18 protein-coding genes, 1 tRNA gene and 1 pseudogene are annotated in these 20,293 nt (G+C 68.7%); 12 read left to right on the plus strand and 8 right to left on the minus strand.

Going from position 1 to position 20,293, the window contains the following annotated elements; genetic code table 11:
- Window positions 1–31: 31 nt before the first annotated feature.
- Window positions 32–193, plus strand: a pseudogene (locus tag SSP29_RS20440) (site-specific integrase); the annotation flags it as partial.
- A gap of 320 nt (window positions 194–513) precedes the next feature.
- On the opposite strand, the gene SSP29_RS20445 reads toward SSP29_RS20440, so the two are convergent.
- Both SSP29_RS20445 and SSP29_RS58555 read right to left on the minus strand, forming a co-directional pair.
- Complete coding sequence (locus SSP29_RS20445; protein ID WP_089102122.1) at window positions 514–1,080, minus strand: Uma2 family endonuclease; 567 nt, start codon at window positions 1,078–1,080, stop codon at window positions 514–516.
- 822 nt (window positions 1,081–1,902) lie between these two features.
- Window positions 1,903–2,061 carry a hypothetical protein gene (locus tag SSP29_RS58555; RefSeq protein WP_167449966.1) on the minus strand — a complete coding sequence of 53 codons (159 nt, stop codon included), beginning with the start codon at window positions 2,059–2,061 and terminating at the stop codon, window positions 1,903–1,905.
- A gap of 138 nt (window positions 2,062–2,199) precedes the next feature.
- Here SSP29_RS58555 and SSP29_RS20450 point away from each other — a divergent pair, with 138 nt between their 5' ends.
- The 5 genes from SSP29_RS20450 to SSP29_RS20465 all read left to right on the plus strand — a co-directional run bounded on the left by SSP29_RS20450 (window position 2,200) and on the right by SSP29_RS20465 (window position 9,156).
- Window positions 2,200–2,826 (plus strand): hypothetical protein, encoded by a 627-nt coding sequence (locus SSP29_RS20450; RefSeq protein WP_145968932.1) that lies wholly within the window; start codon window positions 2,200–2,202, stop codon window positions 2,824–2,826.
- Window positions 2,827–3,272: 446 nt separating this feature from the next.
- Entirely contained in the window at window positions 3,273–3,563 is a 291-nt protein-coding gene (locus SSP29_RS52565) for a hypothetical protein (RefSeq protein WP_145968933.1), read from the plus strand.
- Between the two features lie 201 nt (window positions 3,564–3,764).
- Window positions 3,765–4,907, plus strand: a complete 1,143-nt coding sequence (locus tag SSP29_RS20455) for a lanthionine synthetase C family protein (RefSeq protein ID WP_167449967.1) — start codon at window positions 3,765–3,767, stop codon at window positions 4,905–4,907.
- 458 nt (window positions 4,908–5,365) lie between these two features.
- Window positions 5,366–5,932: a GNAT family N-acetyltransferase gene (locus SSP29_RS20460; protein ID WP_089102125.1), complete on the plus strand. Its 567-nt coding sequence runs from the start codon at window positions 5,366–5,368 to the stop codon at window positions 5,930–5,932.
- Window positions 5,899–9,156 (plus strand): lantibiotic dehydratase, encoded by a 3,258-nt coding sequence (locus tag SSP29_RS20465; protein ID WP_145968934.1) that lies wholly within the window; start codon window positions 5,899–5,901, stop codon window positions 9,154–9,156. Before SSP29_RS20460 ends, SSP29_RS20465 begins: the two co-directional genes overlap by 34 nt.
- A gap of 318 nt (window positions 9,157–9,474) precedes the next feature.
- On the opposite strand, the gene SSP29_RS20470 is transcribed toward SSP29_RS20465, so the two are convergent.
- Window positions 9,475–10,050, minus strand: coding sequence for an HsdM family class I SAM-dependent methyltransferase (locus tag SSP29_RS20470; RefSeq protein ID WP_089102127.1), 576 nt, complete (start codon window positions 10,048–10,050; stop codon window positions 9,475–9,477).
- 995 nt (window positions 10,051–11,045) lie between these two features.
- On the opposite strand from SSP29_RS20470, the gene SSP29_RS20475 reads away from it, so the two are divergent.
- Window positions 11,046–12,464 (plus strand): ATP-binding protein, encoded by a 1,419-nt coding sequence (locus SSP29_RS20475; RefSeq protein WP_089102128.1) that lies wholly within the window; start codon window positions 11,046–11,048, stop codon window positions 12,462–12,464.
- Window positions 12,465–12,870: 406 nt separating this feature from the next.
- Here the strand turns inward: SSP29_RS20475 and SSP29_RS52810 are convergent.
- The 3 genes from SSP29_RS52810 to SSP29_RS20485 all read right to left on the minus strand — a co-directional run bounded on the left by SSP29_RS52810 (window position 12,871) and on the right by SSP29_RS20485 (window position 15,507).
- Window positions 12,871–12,926 (minus strand) — tRNA-Ser (locus SSP29_RS52810).
- A gap of 245 nt (window positions 12,927–13,171) precedes the next feature.
- Window positions 13,172–14,095, minus strand: a complete 924-nt coding sequence (locus SSP29_RS20480) for a hypothetical protein (protein WP_089102129.1) — start codon at window positions 14,093–14,095, stop codon at window positions 13,172–13,174.
- The gene (locus SSP29_RS20485; protein WP_089102130.1) at window positions 14,092–15,507 is read right to left on the minus strand and encodes a phenylacetate--CoA ligase family protein; all 1,416 of its coding nucleotides are present in this window, start codon (window positions 15,505–15,507) and stop codon (window positions 14,092–14,094) included. The genes SSP29_RS20480 and SSP29_RS20485 overlap by 4 nt, the downstream gene beginning before the upstream one ends.
- 471 nt (window positions 15,508–15,978) lie before the next feature.
- Between SSP29_RS20485 and SSP29_RS58560 the strand changes: the two genes are divergently transcribed.
- Window positions 15,979–16,143, plus strand: coding sequence for a hypothetical protein (locus SSP29_RS58560; protein WP_167449969.1), 165 nt, complete (start codon window positions 15,979–15,981; stop codon window positions 16,141–16,143).
- Between the two features lie 627 nt (window positions 16,144–16,770).
- On the opposite strand, the gene SSP29_RS20495 is transcribed toward SSP29_RS58560, so the two are convergent.
- Both SSP29_RS20495 and SSP29_RS20500 read right to left on the minus strand, forming a co-directional pair.
- Entirely contained in the window at window positions 16,771–16,971 is a 201-nt protein-coding gene (locus SSP29_RS20495) for a dehydrogenase (RefSeq protein ID WP_089102132.1), read from the minus strand.
- A 20-nt stretch (window positions 16,972–16,991) separates the two neighbouring features.
- The gene (locus tag SSP29_RS20500) at window positions 16,992–17,747 is read right to left on the minus strand and encodes a GntR family transcriptional regulator (RefSeq protein WP_089102133.1); all 756 of its coding nucleotides are present in this window, start codon (window positions 17,745–17,747) and stop codon (window positions 16,992–16,994) included.
- 78 nt (window positions 17,748–17,825) lie between these two features.
- On the opposite strand from SSP29_RS20500, the gene SSP29_RS59835 reads away from it, so the two are divergent.
- From SSP29_RS59835 to SSP29_RS20530, 4 genes are all read left to right on the plus strand, one after another.
- Window positions 17,826–18,104, plus strand: coding sequence for a hypothetical protein (locus tag SSP29_RS59835; RefSeq protein WP_089102134.1), 279 nt, complete (start codon window positions 17,826–17,828; stop codon window positions 18,102–18,104).
- 523 nt (window positions 18,105–18,627) lie between these two features.
- Entirely contained in the window at window positions 18,628–18,852 is a 225-nt protein-coding gene (locus SSP29_RS20520) for a hypothetical protein (RefSeq protein ID WP_089102137.1), read from the plus strand.
- The gene (locus tag SSP29_RS20525; protein ID WP_150134554.1) at window positions 18,849–19,592 is read left to right on the plus strand and encodes a GntR family transcriptional regulator; all 744 of its coding nucleotides are present in this window, start codon (window positions 18,849–18,851) and stop codon (window positions 19,590–19,592) included. The genes SSP29_RS20520 and SSP29_RS20525 overlap by 4 nt, the downstream gene beginning before the upstream one ends.
- The gene (locus tag SSP29_RS20530) at window positions 19,589–19,891 is read left to right on the plus strand and encodes a hypothetical protein (RefSeq protein ID WP_089102138.1); all 303 of its coding nucleotides are present in this window, start codon (window positions 19,589–19,591) and stop codon (window positions 19,889–19,891) included. Before SSP29_RS20525 ends, SSP29_RS20530 begins: the two co-directional genes overlap by 4 nt.
- Window positions 19,892–20,293: the final 402 nt, after the last annotated feature.

Genomic DNA, 20,293 nt, shown 5'->3' on the forward strand with positions numbered 1-20,293 from the left:
AAGGAAGCTCCTTTAGGAGCGTGAGCTCTACGCCGGAGTCGCGCCCCGTGTCGTGATGGATATCCTCGGGCACTCCCAGATCAGCATCACCATGGATGTCTACACCCACGTCGTCCAGGACACCCAGCGCGAAGCCATGAGCCACATGGACCGGCTGCTGAGGAACAGGAAGAAGCGCCCCGGTCGCGGCTGACCCCCCGCGTTGATGTCAAAGGCCCCGGACCATGATCGGTCCGGGGCCTTTTGCCTGGTGCCCCCGGCAGGATTCGAACCTGCGACACTCGCTTTAGGAGTGGGATTGGATCCTTGCCGGGTGGTGCACGGCGCTGCTACATGGTGCTGTTTCCCCTGGTCGGAAGAGCACGGCGAGCCACTTGATCCGGCTCATGCCGCCCTGTGTCGGGCCGTCCGCTCACGCATCGCCTGTGTCGGGCCGTCCGCTCACGCATCGCCTGTGTCGGGCCGTCCGCTCACGCATCGCTCACGCGCTGCCGGCTGCTGAGCAGCGCCAGATCAGACCTGCCCGAGGTCGATCTCCACTGGGAACGGGGCCACTACCTTGAGAACGCCGGTGAACACGTCTCCCTCCCGGTAGGTCTTCGTCGCGGGGTCGAGAATGTAGGTGTACACGAGCGGAACGCCTGTCGCGGCCTGCTCGATCCGCCAGTAGAAGCCGATGCCTGCCTTGGCGTACTGGTCGACCTTCACGATCCGGTCGGTGGTCTCCGAGCCCGGCGACACCACCTCCGCGACCAGCAGCACGTGCTCGGGGCGGGTGGGGGTGACGTCGATGGTGTCTGCGCGGTACACGACGACGTCCGGGCGGCGATTGGTGAGCGGGACGTCCTGGAGCCGGACGTCGAAGTCCGTGTCGGCGTTCCACTCAGGGCCCGCGGCGGCGTCCAGGGAGTTCGCCAGGATCCGGGCCAGCCGGTTGTGCCGCTTGGACGCACTCGGACTCACGACGACCATCCCGTCCACGATCTCGATGCCGGCGCACTGCTCCTCGGACCAGGACTCGTACTCCTCCGCCGTGATCTGCTCATGCATCCACGCCGGGGCCACCATCTCGGCCGTCATGAAGCACCTCCCGGACACTGTGCTGCGGGCCCGATCCCGCTGGATTCAGCGTACTGTCCGCCATCCGCCCGGCATGCTGATCCCGCTCACGCCCCTCCCCGTCGGCCGGCGTCCGACCAGCGATCCCACAACAAGTGAAGAACCGGCGCCGGCCTGCGGAACGCCCCGGTCGGTAGCAGCCCCTCCGTCGAGGGACCGTACGGGGCGTTCACCTCGCTGCCCCGGACCCGGACCGGCACCCTGCTGATCGCCGAGGGTGCGGGGATCACGCCCGTGCGGGCCATGCTGGAGGAGGCGCCCGGCGTCGTCGTGCTGTGCCGGCTAGACAGCGGCGCCGACGCCGTGCAACTGAACGAGGCGCGCCACCTGGTCGCGCTACGGGGGCGGACGGCTGCACCTGCCCACCGGCGGAACCGGCGAGGGCGGCACTGCGCCGTTCGGCCCGGGCAGCCGGTACCGGCTGGTCCCCGACATCACCGAACACGACGTGTACGTCTATGGCCCGCCCGCCATGACCAGGGCCGTGCTCGCCGGCCTACGAAACCTGCGGGCCCTGCGCGACAGGCGCACGCCGAGAAGTTCGGTCTGGCCTGAATCGGAAAGGGGCCCGACGCTTGCGGCCCTGGGCCATTAGGTACAAAGCGGCTTGAAAGTGTCGCTTCATCTGATTTCCGGATGGGGAGACATGCGCTCGTTGACCAGTCAACGGCGAGGAGGCTGCGTGTCGCGGAGACAGGACACAGAGAGGATCTTCAAAGAGCTCGAAGAGATACGGGAGGCGCTCAACGATCCGACCATCGGGCTCGGTGCTTTCCATCAAGATCAGGACCAACTGCGCCGCAGGTCCTGGAGAACGTCCAGCAGGGCACGGCCGGGCTGCGCGAAGAGAACCGGGAGTTGCGCCGCCGCCAGGAGCGGATGCTGAGCGATCTCGGCGACACCCGCACTGCGGTCGAAGCGCTGCGTCGCGAGATCGCGCAAGCGTGGGCGCACACGTTGGGGGTGCCACGCCCAGTGACTCCTGATGACCGGATCCGGATTGTGCTTCCAGAGCATGAGCCACAGCCTTTGGGGGCCGGCAGCGACAACGAGGAGCCTCACAGGTGGGGGGAAGAAGAGGTGGCCGAGGTGACAGACGCGGACCCTGCTGACGAAGGAAGCGACAGGCACGACGATCAGTCGGGAACGAACGACCCACCTGCAGAGGCGTTTGCGGTGCCTGAACCGGACGTGGCGTCAGCTGATGCGAATTCCACCGAGGCACCGAACGCCGTAGTACCTGAGGGGGCGCCAACCGGACACGACGTAACGGCATCGGACATCGAACTGAGGGAGTCCCGGCGTGCGGAGGAGCGCGGCAAGCACCTTCGCGGCCTACTGACGGCCGCGGCCATTTCCTCGGTCCGACTGATCTGCCACAAAGATACGTGGGCATTCCTGCTTGAGCAGACCTCTCGGCACCAGCACTTTCGCCTGCCGGACCGCGTCACCGACCTCGAAGACGGGCGAATCGAGACGTTCGTCTCCGGTCGCTCCCTGCTCGCGGTTCTGGTCACCACCCGGGAAATTCTCGATGATCACGGGCCCGATACCGACATGGTGACGTGGGCCCTGGCAAGCGCGGTGTACTCGCGAACTCACCTGGCTATCGAGAACGCCACGCTGAATCGACCCGATGACAGCGAGGTCACGACCATCGTTCTGGACGACCGTCCAGGCCGCCCGGTGCAAGGCAGCGCCGCGTGATCTCCTTGAGCCCGACCGCCGGTTCGTGCCCATGAAGCACTGCGGCGTTCGCCCAGAGGGCGATGTCAGCTGCGATGGGTGAACTCGGTAAGTGACCGCCGAGTGGCGCCCCCTGGACTTGGTTCGCCCGGTCTGCAGGGGGCGCACGTATCCGAGTTCTTCGAGCAGCCCGAGCACTGGGCATCCCGAGCACCGGGCTGACGGTAGGGATCTTGGACCCGGTCAGAAGCGTGGACTGCTCAGTACTGGTCGAACTGGCGTCGCCGACACCAGCATCGCGCGACGGCCTGCCGGCGCCGCTGGAACAACGTCACAGCAGTGGCCAACGCATGACAGGAACCTCACAAGTCACGAACTACAGCTGCCGTGGCTGTATAGCCACGTGCGAGTGATTTTGCGTTCCCGGGCGGAATGCTGAATCGTTCCGTCGGGGAAGTCTTCCGGGCATGAGCCCGCAGAACAGGTGGCGTTCCGGCGCTGTCGTGACCGCCCTGCTGGTCGCCGTCTCCTCCGCCTTCGCAACTGCTCGTGCACTCGCCGCCGCTTCGCCTGAGTCCCGGGCGGTGTCGGCATCGGCGATGGCACCCTCCTCCCTGCCGAAGCCGTCGTCGGTGGCCACCGCCCCGGGCAGAGCTGGACAGCAGTCCGACGCCGATGCCTGCCGGGGGACAGCCGCTGTCCACCAGGCTGTGGTGGAGGCCGTACGCCGTGGCGACTGCGCCCGGGTGCCGCACTGAACAGGCGTGAAGGCTGGAGTTGGGTGGGTCATGTGGGCTTGGGATGCACGGGATGTCCGGCGCTCGGGGGAGATTGTGGGTGCTGTTGCCGAGCGGCTCGCCGATCCGGCCGGTGTCGCTTCGGCGGCACTCCGCGATACAGCGCGGGAGGCTGCCGGTGCTGTGCCCGGGGGTTTGGATCCGAAGGCGCCTTGGGAGCCGGTGTCGCTGGCTTCGGGGCTGTGCGGGACGGCGGTGCTGTTCGCGGAGCTGTCCGACCGGCGTGCGGCTCGTGCGCATCTGGCGGCGGCTGTGGGTGCTGTGCCGGGACGTCTGCCCGGTGGGGTGTGGAGCGGTGTGACCTCGCTGGCCTTCGCGGCCTGCGCCGTACGCGGCATGGCCGGCGGCTGCGAGACCTTGCTGGAGGGGCTCGACCGGCGGGTGGAGGCGTTCACACAAGGGGTTCTGGCACGGGAGGAGCAGCGGCTGGCCGAGGGCGGTGCCGGGGTAGCTGTGCCGGTCTACGACGTCGTCAGCGGGCTTGCCGGGGTCGGCCGGTATCTGCTGCTGAGGGAAGGGCGCCATCGTGCTTTGCTGGACCGGCTGCTGGCCTGCCTGGTCCGGTTGGGCAAGCCGGTGCGTGTCCACGGGCGTGATGTTCCGGGCTGGTGGACTCCCGACGTGTCACTGCTGGGGGAGGAGGCCGACCTGCCGCGGGGGCACCTCAACGTGGGGCTGGCGCACGGCATCGCGGGGCCGCTGGCGCTGCTGGCTCTGGCGGCGCGGGCGGATGTGCGGGTCCCCGGTCAGGACGAGGCGGTGGAGCGGATGTGCGACTGGCTGCTGGCCCGCCGCACCGCGCAGGGGCTGTGGCCGGCGTACATCGCGTTCGACGAGGAGAGCGACACGGCAGCGGCGGGGCTGGCACCGGGGCGTCTGGCCTGGTGCTACGGGACCCCTGGGGTTGCCCGCGCCGTCTACCTGGCCGGCTGCGCCCTGTCGCGTGCCAGCTGGCGGCATACGGCCGTTGACGCGCTGGCGCGGGCTCTCGACGAGGCGCCCCAGCCGGCGGATCCGTTCTTCTGTCATGGCTGGAGCGGTGTGCTCAACCTGACCTGGCGCATGGCCCGTGACAGCGGCGACCCGCATCTGGCGGCCCGCCTTCCCGCGCTGGCCGGGTCCGTCGCCGACGCCTTCGATGCCCGGCATCCGTTCGGGTTCGGCAGTGCGCCCCTGGGGTCCGGCCGGCCCGGCAGCCGTCCTGGGCTCCTGGACGGCGCGGCGGGCTGTGCCCTGGCCCTGCATGCCTACGCTTCGGGCAAGGCGCCCGCGGTGGCCTGGGACGCCGCGTTTCTGACCGACTGACGTGTCCCGTTGACGTAGCCGGACCCACCCATTGTTTCCTTCTCTGAATATTTCCTGCCCGAACGCGGTCCTGCCGGCCAGAATTTTTCGGCGAAGGAGCCGATCATCAGGCGTTTCGCTCGTTCGAGTGGTTTTCAGTACCGCTTTGAGGAAAACATGAGACACGAGAAGAGTTGGCAATGAGGGCCAGCTTTCATAGCAAGGAAAGGATGAATCATGCACGAGCAGAGTGCAGAATTCGATCTTGACATTCGTGAGGACGTGGAGATCGAGGAGCAGCCAACCATCGGCCGCTCAGGCGTCACCTGCAATTCCTTGGGCTGCTGAGGATATCCGGCTGCCGCACGCCCGGTTTCCATGGGAACGCCGGGCGTGCCCGTCAGCATATTGGGCGCTTGTCGCCGTTCAGCCACACCGGGCTCCGCTTCGCCTGGGCCCGGTACCGAGGAGGAACCCGGATGGCGTGGGATTTCCTGGAAGGTAGAAAGTGTAATCTGCGTTCCCTTATGTCTGAGGACGCGGATTCCGTGGTGGCGATCATGGCTGATCCGCAGGTGATGGAGCCTTACGGTCAGCCCGTTCGGAACCGTGAAGAGATCATCTCGTACCTCCGGGAAGCGGAAAAGGAAGCAGCCGAGAGCCCGAGGCTGCACTACAAATGGGCTGTGGTCCGCAAAGACACCTCTGTGGTCATCGGCGTCTGGACGCTGGACCTCGCGGGCGCCGGCACCAGCAGTGCGATGTTCGGTGCCTTTTTCGGTGGACGCCACCAGGGGAAAGGCGCAGCCACGGACGCCGCGCGGGCGGTGTTCCGGTTCGCGTTCGAGGAACTGGGGCTCCACCGGCTCTGGGCCTGCCACAACGACACCAACCCCGTGTCCGGGTTCGCCATGCGTTACTACGGCATGACCTACGAGGGCTGCCGGCGCGAGGTCAGCTTCGCCGACGGCCGCTGGGTGAACTCCCTTCACTATTCCCTTTTGGAGCACGAGTGGCGCCAACTGGAAGCCCCGACAACGGGCTGAACACGCCGCCCGCTGCCGGGGGCACTGTGTTCTGCGAGACCGGTATCGGACTGCTGCGGGCACCGGTCCATGCTCTCGGCGCTCCCGGCGGTGTGCACGGCCCTGCTGCTGTTTCCGGCAGCGGACCGGATGAGGCGGCCCGCCTGTCCGCCTGGTTGTGCACGATGGTGGCCGACCCGCTCGTGGAGGAAGCCGTCGCAGTCTCCAGCCCGGCCCTGGCCGCGGTGGTGGGGCGGGTGCGGGAAGGCGGGCCTGTCGGCCTGCGGCAACTGCGGCGTGCCGTGCGGTCCCTGGCCCGGTACCGGCTGCGGATGAGCACCCGGGCGACGCCGTTCGGTCTCATGGCCGGTGTCGCGGCCGTCCGCTTCACCGGTGAGGCCGCCGTACGGCTGGGCGGGGCGCATACCCGCGCGGTGCGTCCGGACCAGGAGTGGCTCACCCACCTCGTCGCCTGCCTGGAGCGGCGGCCGGAGGTGCTGCGCCATGTGCGGCTGGTGTCCAACGGGCTGTGCTTCCGACGCGGGGGCCGCCTGGTGCTGCCATACGTTCCCCAGACGCGCCGGGACGACGAACCCGCGGAATCGGGCGTACGCGCGGTGCACGAAGTCAGCGTCCGCCTGACGAGTGTCGTCGAGACGGTGCTGGAAGCCACCGAGCGGCCCGTGACCGGGGCGGAGGCCGTTCGGCTGCTGCTGGAAGGCCACCCGGGAGCCACCGAAGACCAGGCGCTCGGCGCGCTGTCCCAGCTGGTCGGCACCGAGATGCTGCTCACCGATGTGCGGCCGCCGCTGGAAAGCGCCGACCCGCTGGGACACGTCATCCACGCCCTGTCCGGCATCCCGTCCGGTGCCCTGCCCGGCGGCGTGCCGGAGCTGCCCGGACTGCTCAAGGTGCAACAGGGAATCGCCCAGTACGCTGCCCAGCCCTTGGGGACAGGTGCGCCTGCCCTGGCCTCGGTGACCGGCGTGATGCGGGGCCTGGCCGCTTGCGATCACCTGCTGCAGGTGGACCTTGCTCTGGACGCCCGCGTCCACTTGCCGCACGCCGTTGCGGAGGAAGCCGCGCGTGCCGCCGGCCTGCTGTGGCGGCTGGCGCCCGCCGACGGCCGTCCGCCGCATCTGCGGGAGTACCACGAAGCGTTCCTGGAACGGTACGGCACCGACCGCCTCGTCCCCCTGACCGAACTCCTCGACGCCGGCACCGGGCTGTCCGCCCCGGCCGGCTACCGCCGGCCGCCCAGCACCCGCACCGCACCCGCACCCGCCGTAGACCACGAGCGTGACCAGGTGCTCGGCGCTCTGACACAAGAGGCCGTGCTGGCCGGGCAGCCGGAGATCATCCTCGATGACGACCATCCCGCTGTGCGCCGTCTTGCTGACGACCGGGGACGGCCCCCGGACTCCCTGGAGGTACTGGCCCATCTGCTGGCCGCCTCCGAGACCGGCCTGGCGGCGGGCGACTTCCGGCTGGTGCTGCTCGGCGGTTCGCAGCAGGAGGGAGCCGTGCTCGGACGGTTCACCTACCTGCTGGACCGCCGCACCCGCCAGCAGGTGATCCGCACCGCCCGCGGGGAAGGGGACGACGGTGTGCTGGCCGCCCAGCTCACCTTCCGCCCCGAGCGTTCCCGCACGGCCAACGTCGGCCAGGCGCCGGCCTTCCTGGACCACCTGCTCCCGGTCGGTACCTACGCCGACCCCGGACAGGCCGGCGTGCTGGATGTCCGACGCCTGGCCGTCGGCGCCGACTTCGAATGCCTCCACCTCGTCGACACCGCCTCGGGCCGTCATGTCGAGCCGGCCGTCTTTCACGCCCTCAACCCGGAATGGGGACTGCCCAACGCCGCCCGCTTCCTGGCCGAAGTCTCCTCCATGCACGTACGCCCCTGGCAAGCCTGGCAGTGGGGCGCGGCCGCGCACCTGCCCCACCTGCCACGGGTCCGCTACGGGCGTACCATCCTCGCACCGGCACGTTGGCGCCCCCCGCCCGAACTGCGCGACCCCGCCCTGACCACGCCGCAGTGGACCCGCGCGCTGCACAGCTGGCGGGAACGCTGGCGCGTACCCAGCCGACTATGGGCGGGCCAGCGTGACGTCGGACTTCTCCTCGACCTGGACCTGCCCGGCCACGCCGACCTGCTGCGGCGCGAACTGCTGGACGCACAGAACCCCGAGCTGCGGGAAACACCCGCCGACGCCGCCGGAATCCCCAACGGCTGGCTACACGGACCGGGCGGCGCACACCACAGCGAGATCGTCATCCCGCTGCGCAACACCGCACCCAGGCCAGCCCCCCGTCACGTGCCGCGCCGCCCGCTCCCGCGGACCACCCCGGGCGACCACCTGCCCGGCGGCCCCTGGCTCTTCGCCAGCCTGTACGCCTCCGCGGCCCGGCACGACGAACTCCTCGCCGTCCACCTGACGCCCTTCCTCACTAGCCTGCCCGGCGAAGTCGACCGGTGGTTCTTCGTCCGCTACCACGACAGCAGCGGATCCCACCTGCGCCTGCGATTCCACGCGCCGCAGCCCGTCCTCGCCAATGCCCTGCTGCCCCAGCTGCACCGCACCGCAGCCGACCTGCGCGAGGCCGGGCTGATCAGCCGTATGGCCGTGGACAGCTACGACCCCGAACTCGAACGCTACGGCGGCCCCGACGCCATCGCCGCCGCCGAAAAGGTCTTCCACACCGACAGCATCACCGTCCTGGAACACCTCAAGCGCCGCCACCGGCACCAGGACACATCAGAACCGGCTGTGCTCACCGCCGCAGGCTTCACCGAACTCGCCCGCGCTTTCCACACCGACGCGCCGGAAGCAGCGGACTGGCTGCTGCGCACCTTCCGCAAGGACGAGGAACACCACCGCGCCTTTCGCGGACACCGCGCCACAGCACTGGACCTGATCGATCCCTACCGCACCGGACCGGCCCCTGCCGCCGCAGCCGACCCTGCCCTGCAAACGGCCTGGAACCAGCGCGCCGAAGCCGTCGCCCAGTACGCCCGGCAGCTCCGCGACCTCGGCTCCCGATCCTGGACCGACCCCACACGCGTCCTCTCCTCCCTCCTCCACATGCACCACAACCGCCTCATCGGAACCGACCCGGACACAGAGAGAGCCGCTTACGCCATCGCCCGCGGCGCCACGCAAGCCCACACCGACCGACGACGGCACACCAACCAACACAGACCAGCCGCGCTCGTGCCGGCTGAACCGCCACAGAGCGGCTGAGTCCTGCCCGGGGATCGCCCGCGGCCCACCCCGGCAGGCGCGATGAACACCACGAGCAGGAGCCTGCTGCGGACCGCTCGCCTCGTCACCGATGCACCGGTCCTTGAGATGCCGCGGGAACACCACGGGAACGGGGCCGCGGGTGCTGCGCTGCTTCTTGCCCAGCTTGGAATAGGAGGTCCGGCCTGGATCTCGCACAGCGAGTCGAGGCTGGCCAGGGAGGCCGGCTGGTTCCTCCGGCGCAGCGGTCCTGGTCCCCGACGAACGGCAGTTGAGCGGCGGCGTCCTGTACATCCCGTAGGTGCTCTTCGGCGTCGCTCAGCCGCTCCCGGGCGGACACGAGCTCGTGCTCGATGCCTTCTCCTCCGTCGCTCCGGCGTTCGACATGGTCAAGAGGGTTGGTATCCACACAGAGACCGGTACGGCAGCGCCGGTGAACAACTGGGCCGGCAGGGCGACGACACAGTCGACGACTCCGCGCTCCACCAGATTCCGCCGAATGCTCTGCTCGGCTTTGTGACCGGAGTTGCCTGCCCTGTTGGGCATGATGATCCCGGCTCGGCCCCCCTCGCGCAGCTTCGCCAGACAGTGCTGGACCCAGGCAAGGTTGTCGTTGTCGAGCGGCGGAGCCCCGTACGCCCACTGCCCCTCGCCGCGCTCCCCGCGGCCGGGGTCGCTCATGTTGAACGGTGGGTTGGCGAGCACGATGTCGAACGACTCCAGCGGAGCCCGCCCCGGGCCGTCGTGCCAGGGCGGTGAGCGCTTCAGGTCGAGAGCAGGGGAGACGCCATGAAGAAGGAAATTCATGGTCGCCAGTCGCCATGTGTCGGCGCGCCGTGTCTCGCCGTACGTCCGCAGCGTCTTCTTGTTGAGAGTGCGGGCGCGGGCGGCCAATGTGTCGAAACGGTCCGCGGCGGCGCCGCGGAGATAGTGGAGGCAGCCAGCAGGTTCAGATAGTCGAGCACACTGGCTGCCCCCCGTACCCGGTCGATGAGGCTGCCCATCAGATCGTTTGCGATCTGTCGGTTCTCGGGGCGGGGTTCATCGACAGCGCCGGTCGGCATGCGGTACGACGACCCGGCGCCGAGACGGCGCTTCGCCGCGTCGGCTGGAGGCTTACCGGCTTGTTCCCCCTTCCGGGCACGGTTCCCGTAGCTGGTGCCGACGGGTTCTCCTGCGACGAGTCGCTCGGGCGGCACCGGCCTCCGGTCCAGCCACTCCGTGATCTCCGACCGTCGAAAGCAGTCCTGCCCGTTGGAGCGCCGCGGTGAGGGGAAGTCGGTCTCCTGTCTTTCCGAGGCTGTTACGGTCGGTCGGCTTACGCCTGCGAGCGCGGCGATCTGTGCTCGCCGGAGCAGCGGATCGTCACCGGTCGGCAGGGGCCACCTGCGGCAGGCCCTCCAGGACGTACAGCCCGGCGGGCAGTTCGGGAGATCAACTTTCCGCCCGCTCACGCAAAACGGCCCCGGACGGGGAGTCCGAGGCCGAATAAAGTGCCTCCCTGGGGGAGAAATCCCAGGTCAGCGGCGTAATGCGTTGTGCCCCCGGCAGGATTCGAACCTGCGACACCCGCTTTAGGAGTGGGATCGAATCTCTGGCGGATGGTGCTTGGCTGTGCCGCGTGGTGTTCTTCTGCCTGATCAGCGTCGCGCGGTATGACCGGCCATCCGGCTCAGGACGGCTCTTGTCACGCCGTCCGCTCACGCGCCGCTCACGCATTCGGCCGCCGTGGGGCATCCCGTGCTGTGGCGCCGGAGGCTGATTTTCTCCCATGGGTGTACCCGGGTAAGCAGCATCGGCTTCCGAGCCCGCCTCTGCTACTAACGTTAATGTTGCTAACCTTAATGTTAGTATCTAAGGTGCCGGGTAACACTCTGGAAGGCGGCGACATGACGGATTTCGTGGGCAGGCGGCACGAACTCGAGACGCTGGACCGCGAGCTGGGCAAGGTGACGGCCGGGGTCGGTGGGGAGCGGCCGGGGCGGTGCGTGATGCTTCGAGGGCGACGCCGGGTGGGTAAGTCGCGGTTGGTGGAGCGGTTCGCCGAGAGGTCCGGTGCGCCGTTCCTCTTCTACGCCGCCACAGGGGCGTCGCCGGGGGTGGACCTGGAGCGGCTGAGCCAGGATGCGCAGTCGTCCAGCCTTCCGCTGGCGAATCTGCTGTCCGCGGCCCGCCCGGCGAGTTGGGATGCCGCCTTCGATGTACTGGCGGCGGCACTGCCGCACGACCGGGCGAGCGTGGTGGTCATGGATGAGGTGCCCTATTTGATGGATGCGGAGGGCGCCTTCGAGGGCATGCTTCAGCGGGCCTGGGACCGAGTGCTGGAGTCGAAGCCGGTTCTGCTGGTTCTCATCGGCTCCGACCTGTCGATGATGGAGGCGCTGAACAGCTATGGACGCCCGTTCCACCAGCGCGGACGGGAGATGGTGCTGGGTCCGCTCAACCCGGCGGAGGTGGGCGAGATGCTCGGCCTCGAGCCCGCCTCGGCCTTCGATGCGGCCTTGATCACCGGTGGACTGCCTCTGATCTGTGCAGAGTGGACGCACGGCGCCGGGATGTGGGAGTTCCTGCAGGCGGCACTCAGCGATCCGGTCTCGGCCTTGCTGGTGTCGGCGGAGCGCTCGCTCGCTGCAGAGTTCCCCCAGCAGGTGCAAGCCCGCACTGTCCTCTCGGCGATCGGCAGCGGTGAGCGGACGTTCTCCAATATTGCCCGCGCCGCCGGCGGGATCGGGGCGACCCCGCTACAGCGGTCGCTGGGGATCCTTGCGGACAAGCGGGTGATCGCGGCGGAGCTTCCGGTGTCCACGCGGCCTTCGAAGGATCGTCGCTACCGGGTCGCGGATCCCTACCTCCGCTTCTGGCTGAAGTTCCTGGGGCCGGCGATGGAAGAGATCGAGCGGGGCCGGGGCGACCTGACGTTGCGGCGCATCCGCGAAAATTGGACCAGCTGGCGTGGCAGGGCCGTTGAACCTCTGGTGCGCGACGCGCTGGCACGGCTGCTGCCCGACGCGAACCTCCCCGCCGCGCCCGCCATCGGCGGTTACTGGACCCGTACCAACGATGTGGAGATCGACGTCGTGGGAGCGGACCGCGCGCCGATCGCCCAGGAGCTGTTGTTCGTCGGCTCGGTGAAGTGGCTGGAGAACTCCCCGTTCGACCGGCACGATCTCGCGGCGCTGCACCGACACCGCGCCGCGCTCACGCCTGCTCCCGTGCCTGTGATCGCTGTCTCGCGCAGCGGGACCGACTGTGCGGGGCTCGACGCTGTGTACGGTCCGGCGGAACTTCTCGCTGCGTGGTCCTCCTGAGTACGCCGGGATACATGGTGGGCCGGAAGCGTACGGCCTGCCGGCCGAACTCGGGTCGGCCGAGCCTCTGGCCCCGGATACTCGATCCTGCCTTGCGAAGTCCGCCTGGACGCCGCTGAGGAGCGCAGCTGAGGAGCACCGGACGCAGTTGAGGAGCAGGGGTGCACCAGGATGTCGGTCGTCGGCGCGGGTCGCCCCGCCGTCGAGCGGCGCACGATGCACGGCACGGACCGCCGACCGTACCCGCGCTGAGCCGCCCTCGACCAGGTCCACCGCGGCCCCGGCACCGTGCCGACACCCTCGACGAGTACGTCCTTCCGCTCAAGCAAACGGCCCCGGACGAGAAGTCCGAGGCCGAACAGAACGCCTTCCTGGGGAAGAAATCCCAGGTCAGCGGCGTAACGCGTGGTGCCCCGGCAGGATTCGAACCTGCGACACCCTCTTTAGGAGATTTCCCGGGGCGAGGCCGTGACCTGCGAAAACGTCGACCATCCAGTGTCTGGCCTGGGAAAACACCCCTCCGTGGTTCTCGCGTGTTCGCGGGGTTCCCCGGCTCATGTGTGCTGAATCCGTTCCGTCAAGCGCTTGGTGCAAGCGACCTGACGTACGACGTCGTCATGGACGTCGAGCGCGGCGGCAAGCGAGCCGATCGCCACAGCCTGCGCATCAGCCCCAGGCCGGACTCGGCTCCGAAGGTCCTTGACGGCTCACGGGCGATTGCGGGGGCTCGCTGCCCCCGGCTGTCCATGGGCTGTCGCGAGCCGCGCGGGCGGCCGGACATCGGCCATGCGCCGTTCCGGGCCGCGCCGCCGCAGCACGACGTACCCGAAGAAGGCGGCCGGGCCGAAGAAGATCTGCGCCGGCACGACCTCCGGAAGATGTCCGGTGAGCGCCTCGACCGTGATGGGCGTCAGCGTCGGTCCGAGCGCGCCGAACACGGCGACCAGCCCAAGAGCCAAGGCCAGCCCCGAACGTCCGTACGCCTTGTAGGCCACGGTGGTGAAGAGGGCGTACACAAGGAGGTCGCCCATGCCCAGGACGGCACCGAACTCGCCCATGCGCAGCCCGGCCGACGGTGCGAAGGCGTAGCCCTGCACAGCGCCGAACAGTTTCTGGGTGAGCGGCACGACGGTGGCGAAGAAGAGGTCATACACGGCGAGCGCCAGCGCGAAGCGGGAGACGTGCCGCAGCTTCAAGCCGCCCTGTGCGTTGAGGTTGGCGGCGCCGACCGCCATCATCATGATGACCACGCTGTTGACCAGCCAGTACGGCAGAGCGTGGGTGGGATCGTCCTCGGCGGTGCGCGCGGCGAGCCAGTCGGCGGCCAGCAGAGCGACGATGAGCGACCACCTCACCAGACCCCGCCGGACGACGGGCCCGTAACCGACCGCGAGACCACCGGCCAGCGTCAGCCCCAGCACGGGCGGCAGCAGCCAGCCCGGAAGGGAGAGATAGAGGAAGGGCAGTGCGATGACGAAGCCCATCATGATGACCATGTCATTGCCGTTGAAGGCGCCGACGGCCGGGCGGGGCAGCGTGACCCGCCGGAAGTAGGCGACCGAGGCGAGCGAGACACCCAGGGCGATGGCGAGCGTCACGAAGACGAAGAACACGCTCTGTGCGACGGTCATGAGGCCCGCCCGGCGTAGGCGAAGCTGGTCTCGACCAGATCGCAGCGGTAGCGCCGCAGCTCAGGTCCTTCCACCGGTACGACGTCGACGGTGGCGGCGATGCCCGCCTCGGCGAAATGACGCGCGATGCCGCTCGTCTCCGGCACCGAGGAAGCGGCCACGTCCACATGCAGCCGGCCGTCCACCACGTCGGTGCGGTAGCGCATCGGCCAGCGCGCGCCGGGCAGTGCGTCGAGGACCTCGATGACCTCGCGCGGGGTCACCGGGCCATCCTGGGTGCGCAGCACATGGTCCGCCTTGCCGAGGATGTGCGAGGTCGCCGGCACGTTCGCCATCTCGCAGGTGAGCGGTGTGTCGGGCAGCTGCCGCACCAGGTCCCGGGTGTCGTAGCGGAAGAGCGGCATGCACTCCCGGTAGGGGAAGAAGGGAGTGGCGACGATTGTGCCGAGCGCTTCGGGCGCGGCTTTCCTTCCGGTGTCGAGGTCGCACACCTCCACCAGGCCGATGCCCGCGTCGATGTGGAGGTGCCGCTGCCGGCAGATCGCGCCCGCCACCGGCATCACCTCGGTCATACCGTAGAGGTCGTGGACGGTGGCGCCGAAGGTCTCCTCGGCGGCGGCCGCGAGGGCGGGTGAGAGCACTTCGCTGCCGACATTGATGCTGCGCAGCCGGAAGTCCGCGGGGCCGAGTCCCCGTTCGCGAGCAAGTCGGGTCAGCTGCCCCAGATAGCTGGGGTAGGTGACCATCAGGGTCGGCGCCGATTCGTCGGTGCCCGCCGTGAGGTCCAGCGTCTCCGCGGGCGGTATCAGGCCCACCATCCGGATCGACGCTCCCGTCAAGCGGGCGACCTGCATCTCCGCGTACATCGTGCCGGTCGCACGGGAGCTGACGTTGAACTGGACCAGGTCGGTGGTGCGGACGCCGCCGCGCAGCACCTGGGAGAGGGCGACGAGCGCAGGCCACAGGCGCTCCTCGTAGCGGGAGTACCAGATCTCGGTGGGCCGGCCTGTCGTCCCGGTGGTCCGGGAAGCGAGGAAGGGCTCGCCGCACAGGAAGTCGCGGGACCGCTTGACCAGGTCGGTCTTGGTAGTGACGGGCACTGCGCCGATGTTCTCGGTGGTCAGTGCGGCCGGGTCGACACCCGCTGCCGCGAAGTGGTCGGCGTAGAAAGGCGACTTCGCCGCGAGGCGTTGCGCGGTGCGGCGCAGCGCCTTGTTGGTGAGGTCGGCGCGCATCTGCGGGTCGGCAGCGGCGCCGCGCAGCAACTGTTCGACGTCCTCGCCGGGCGAGCCGAACTCCGCGAGTGTCGCCAGCGCGTCCTCGACGAGCCGTTCGGCGGAGCGCACATTGATCGGACGGCCGAGCACCATGGCCAGCGCCATCCGGAACTGCCGTATCCCTGCGTCGAACATGGATCCTTCCCCCGCCCTCCCCCTCGCCCCCCGGCCCCGTCGACGTGGTGGGGCGGGCGGCCACGGCCGCCCGCCCCACCCTCGCGTCAGCTGATGCAGGCCGTGAAGAGCACCGCCGCCAGAGAACCCATGACGTACTTCGTGTGCTTGAGCGTGGAAACGATCGCGGACATTCGAGAACCCCCTGCTTCGTTCACAACTGAGCCCCTACCGATCAGCAGAAGCACGACGATACTCAATGGCGCAATATTCTCCTGTCAAGGAGGTTTCAGGCGATCACCCTTCCGTCGGCAAACATGCAATCTGCCCGTTTTTACTGCGAGTTCCCGCCATGTGGAGCGCACCCAGCCTCCCCTGTGACCGGCTTGCCCGGGCCGCGGACGGAATTGCCCCCCATCAGGAGCGCTCGGCATCCCGGCCGCACCAGCAGCGCTGCACGCTTTGCGGACGAAACGGCGAGGGTGCTTCCAGATGTGGACCGATACGCATCTGGATGCCGGGCTCCTCACCGTCACCAGGCAACTCGTCGTGGACGGCTGGGAGGTGTACGAGGACGCCCCAAGACCGATGCCGGCACCTGTACCATCGTCCTGGACTTCCGGCACGGTCGAGATCCTGCGGCAACACCGCGCCTAGCAGGACAAGGAGCGCCAGGATTGGGGGAGCGCCTGGGCGGAGACCGGACGCGTCTTCACGCGGGAGAACGGCAAACTGCTCCATCCCGCCAATGTCACCCGCCGCTTCATCGAGCTGTACGAGGAGATCGGCCTCCCGTCGATCCGGCTCCACCTGCGCAACGGCGCGGCGACCCTCATCCACGCGGCCGGAGCCGAGCTGAAGGACACCCAGGAGATGCTCGGCCACTCCTCGATCACCGTCACGGCCGACACGTATACAAGCCCGCTGCCCGAGACGGATCTCGCCATTGCCGAGGCGGCGGCGCGACTCGTGCCGCGTGCATGCATGCGACGGGATGCCGCCGAACCAACCGCAGCGCCTGCGGGTGGCGAGGCATCCGCAGGCGCACCGCTCACGCAAACGGCCCCGGACGAGGAGTCCGAGGCCGAGTGGAACCCCTCCCGGGGGAGAAATCCCAGGTCAGAGCGGTAATGCGTTGTGCCCCCGGCAGGATTCGAACCTGCGACACCCGCTTTAGGAGTTCGATCTACGCCCGCCCCTGGAGCCGTCGACGGCTGGTCCGACGGTCGCCCGGGTGTGCTGCTGTATGCCGCCGTTTGGCTTCGTTGATGTCAGCGTTGGATGTCACCGGAACAGCTTCGGAACTGGGCAGACCTCCAACGGATCGTCCGGCCGGTCCGCCCACTGCCACCACATGTGCCAGCCCGCGCACCGCCACAACGCCCGGCAGGTCCGTCGGCCGTCGTCGTCCCGCCCGACGAGCACCAGGCCGCCCGACCTCAGGGGCTGGTTGCACTCGGGACAGGGCGGAGCATCGTCGGCCATACGGAGAACCCTAGACAGGGCTACCGGTTGATCGGGATCTCATAGACGATCTCGCAGTGAGCGGTGGGCACCACGATGTCCGCCGTCTCCACGGGTTGCCCGTCGTCGCTGTAGTACGTCCGCCGGATGTGCGTAACGAGCGCGGCCTTCTGGATGCCGAGTAGCGACGCTTCCTCGGCGGTCGCCTGCCTCGGCTCCGGCTGCTCCACGGCATGGCTGACGGTGACTCCGATCGCGGCCATGCGGTTCACGACCCCGGTGCCCGCATGGGGCCCACCTTCGGGCAATACGACGAGGGTGCCGGCGGTGAGGTCGTACGGCTCCCAACTGGTCGACAACTGCACCGGCCTGCCGTCCGCCAGGAATTCGTACGTCGTCCGGACGCACAATTCGCCCTCGGCGATCCCGAGTCGCACAGCGATCTCCGTCGGCGCCGGCACCTTGGCGTCCGTCCGGCTCTCCCAATCCCCTTGCCTGCCCACGGCCTTCATGTCGGCACGGAACGGCGATCCGCTGGGCTGCTCGCGCGCGGTTGACCGGACGATCCGCACCCGCTGCCGGGGCTCGGCGACGTAAGTGCCCGATCCGGCGCGGCCTTCCAGCACGCCCTGGGAGATCAGCAGCTCCTGCGCCCGGCGGACCACGTTCTCGCCCACGCCGTACTCCTGGCCGATCTGGGCGCGGGAGGGCAGACGGTCGCCCGGTTCCCATACGTGCTCCGCGATGCGCTGCCGAAGTTCGTCGGCGATGCGGAGATAGGGCGGCTGCTCAGGCATATGGAAAATCTAGTCCACTAGCTCTAATCTAGTTAACTAGCGTCACTCAAAGTGATCGCTGGTGACGGAGGCTGCCCTGTGCCCGCTTCGGGAGTTAGCGCGGCGGCCATCGCCGCCCGGCTGTCCGCTCTCGGGCTCCTCACGCGAGTGGAGGAACACCCCCGGCACACCTCGGTGGAAGCGGAGGTGCCGGAATCGGTCTCCGCCGAGACATGGCGGGAGGTCCTGGACGTGGTGGCGGAGGCCGATCGGTTCGGGCTCCTCGCCACCAGCTTGAACGGCCGCACCCTTTGGGCGGTCGTACGCAAAACGGTCCCCACGACGGGCGATGTCGGGGGACCGGGCCATCAGCGATAGGAGCTGAACAGCGTGCTCAACCGTATCCGCCGCGCCGTCTCCCTCACCAGAGCGCGACGCATCCCGAAGGGCAAGCACCGCCGCCCCTTAACGCCCCTTCGGCCGCCGACCGCTTCCGCCTCTACTGCGTCGGCTGATGCGTCGACCGTCGTTCTGGGTCGGGCTTCTGCGGGCCCGGACCGTCGACACCCGCTCAGGGGTGAGGACACCGCGCTCGTCCGCCCGTACGTGCTGGCTTGGGAGGCGCGCGTACGGGCGCGCCCGGTAGTGGTCGCTTCCCATGTACCGACCGATACCTGGTCGGCCCTCGCGGGGGTTCGCTGATGTCTCCTCGCCACCAGCCTCGTATCGCGGACACCCCCGCTGCCCTCTACCGATCGACCGCCTGCCGCATCGGCACCCATCCCGCCTGCGTGGAGTCCTCCCCGGCCTCGGTGTCGGTCGACCTGCCGGTGATCTACGAAGCGTGTAACTGCCCGTGCCACACGGCGCGTGACCAGTGCGCGCCTGCGGAGGTGACAGGGTGAGCGAACGGATCCCCGGTGGCGTTCTGATCTCCCACATCGAGGTCACCTCGACCACTGTGCAGCGCGGCGACATCATCCAACTCGGCGGCTGCACCTGCCGGGTGAGAGACCTTTTCCAACTCCCTCACGGAGCCAAACAACTCGTCTTCGAGTCAGGTGAGTCGCTGACCATACACGGGCGTACCCGGCTCTTCGTCGCGCGAATGCTGAGAAGGCGGTGACCGGAGTCGTGCCGTCTCGCCACCACGACATCGCCGAGGACCTCCGGCGCCAGATCACGAGCGGTCGGATCCAGCCTGGCGAGCGTCTTCCTTCCGAAGCCGGCCTGGCCGACAGGTACAAGGTCAGCACGGTGACTCTGCGGAACGCCCTCGCGGTGCTCCAAGGGGAAGGCCTCGTCGAGAAGATCCACGGTAAGGGCAACTTCGTCCGCCGCCCCGTGCGCAAGATCATGTACGTCGGCGGTTGGGGCACGCTGGACCCCTGGACCGCCGCAGATGCGCCCCTACGCGTCACCATTCGCAGTGCGACGGTGCAGGCTCACGGGCATCTGACGACCTTGCTGAAGGTGCCCATGGGCAGTCCCCTTGCCGAGTTCACCTGCGTCAGCCTCGAAGGAGACGCACCGCACGGGTTGGCCCGCATCTACATCCCGCGTGATCTCGTACCGGCCGAGGTGCTCGACGACGAGTCAACATGCCGGGAGACGGTCACGAGATTCGCCGTACTCGGCCCGTCGCCGGCCGCCGTCAGAGAGACGGTGTGCGCCCGCCAGCCGACGCCGGACGAAGCCTCGGCCCTCCGCATCGGCTCCGCCCCGCCCGTCCTTGCGATCACACGCGTCGCGACCGACCCCGCCGGTCGAGTCGTCGAAGCCGCACTACTGGCGTTCCCAGGAGATCGCGTCGACGCGGTCTTCACCACCCACCACATGACCGATGAGAGGCAGACGCAAGGATGACGGCACAGAACGAACTGCGGCTTCTCCCGTGGTCGGGCCCGGAGGGCAAGCCCTGCTACCTGAGCACCGATGACCGGAACGGCTCCATGTCCCGCCTGGCGGACAACATCGAGGCGGTGCAACTCGGCACGGCGGCCGAGCTGTTGGAACGAGCCTGCGAAGCCCTCGACGACCGGGACGCGAACCCGGAGGACATGCGGCGCCTGGCGAAAGAACTGACCGGCGCTCTGCGAGACGTCCTCCGCGTCGCGACCAGCCGCGGCCACCTCCTGGCGGCGAGCGAACGGCAGGGCGAGTGAAAAGGAGCGGGCGAAAGGGCGCTTGACGACTACGGTCGTCCTGGCGGGGAGGGGAGCCTGAGCACCAACTTGGGCTCTCCTCCCTGTCGCGTTATGCCGGTCCCAGCCGATACGCCGGGCATCGAGTGGAGAGGAATCTCTCTGGGACCGTTTAGGCCTTAGCCGACGAAAGTCAGCCACGGTGGCGGGTCAGCCGACCGCGCAGGCGCGCGTGTGCCTCGCTGTACCCCCACCTGCCTCGGCAACGTTGCTCGGTGATGTTCGTCAGAGTCTGCAGCGACGGCGGAAGCGTGGCGGTGGGGATTGGACAATGACCTCTTCGTCCTCAAGTCCACAGATAGTCCGCGACTCAGCAAGGCCTCCTCGTCTCAGAGCGGCTGGACGCTGACTGGTCAAGCTTGT

This window comes from Streptomyces hyaluromycini, from assembly GCF_002217755.1.
In the GTDB taxonomy this organism is placed as follows: Bacteria; Actinomycetota; Actinomycetes; order Streptomycetales; family Streptomycetaceae; genus Streptomyces; species Streptomyces hyaluromycini.

Excerpts from the sequence above, each read along its gene's own strand:
- SSP29_RS20445 (WP_089102122.1), bottom strand. The coding sequence starts at position 1,080 with ATGACGGCCGAGATGGTGGCCCCGGCGTGGATGCATGAGCAGATCACG.
- SSP29_RS52565 (WP_145968933.1), top strand. The coding sequence starts at position 3,273 with ATGAGCCCGCAGAACAGGTGGCGTTCCGGCGCTGTCGTGACCGCCCTG.
- SSP29_RS20460 (WP_089102125.1), top strand. The coding sequence starts at position 5,366 with ATGGCGTGGGATTTCCTGGAAGGTAGAAAGTGTAATCTGCGTTCCCTT.
- SSP29_RS20475 (WP_089102128.1), top strand. The coding sequence starts at position 11,046 with ATGACGGATTTCGTGGGCAGGCGGCACGAACTCGAGACGCTGGACCGC.
- SSP29_RS20480 (WP_089102129.1), bottom strand. The coding sequence starts at position 14,095 with ATGACCGTCGCACAGAGCGTGTTCTTCGTCTTCGTGACGCTCGCCATC.
- SSP29_RS20485 (WP_089102130.1), bottom strand. The coding sequence starts at position 15,507 with ATGTTCGACGCAGGGATACGGCAGTTCCGGATGGCGCTGGCCATGGTG.
- SSP29_RS58560 (WP_167449969.1), top strand. The coding sequence starts at position 15,979 with ATGTGGACCGATACGCATCTGGATGCCGGGCTCCTCACCGTCACCAGG.
- SSP29_RS20495 (WP_089102132.1), bottom strand. The coding sequence starts at position 16,971 with ATGGCCGACGATGCTCCGCCCTGTCCCGAGTGCAACCAGCCCCTGAGG.
- SSP29_RS20500 (WP_089102133.1), bottom strand. The coding sequence starts at position 17,747 with ATGCCTGAGCAGCCGCCCTATCTCCGCATCGCCGACGAACTTCGGCAG.
- SSP29_RS20530 (WP_089102138.1), top strand. The coding sequence starts at position 19,589 with ATGACGGCACAGAACGAACTGCGGCTTCTCCCGTGGTCGGGCCCGGAG.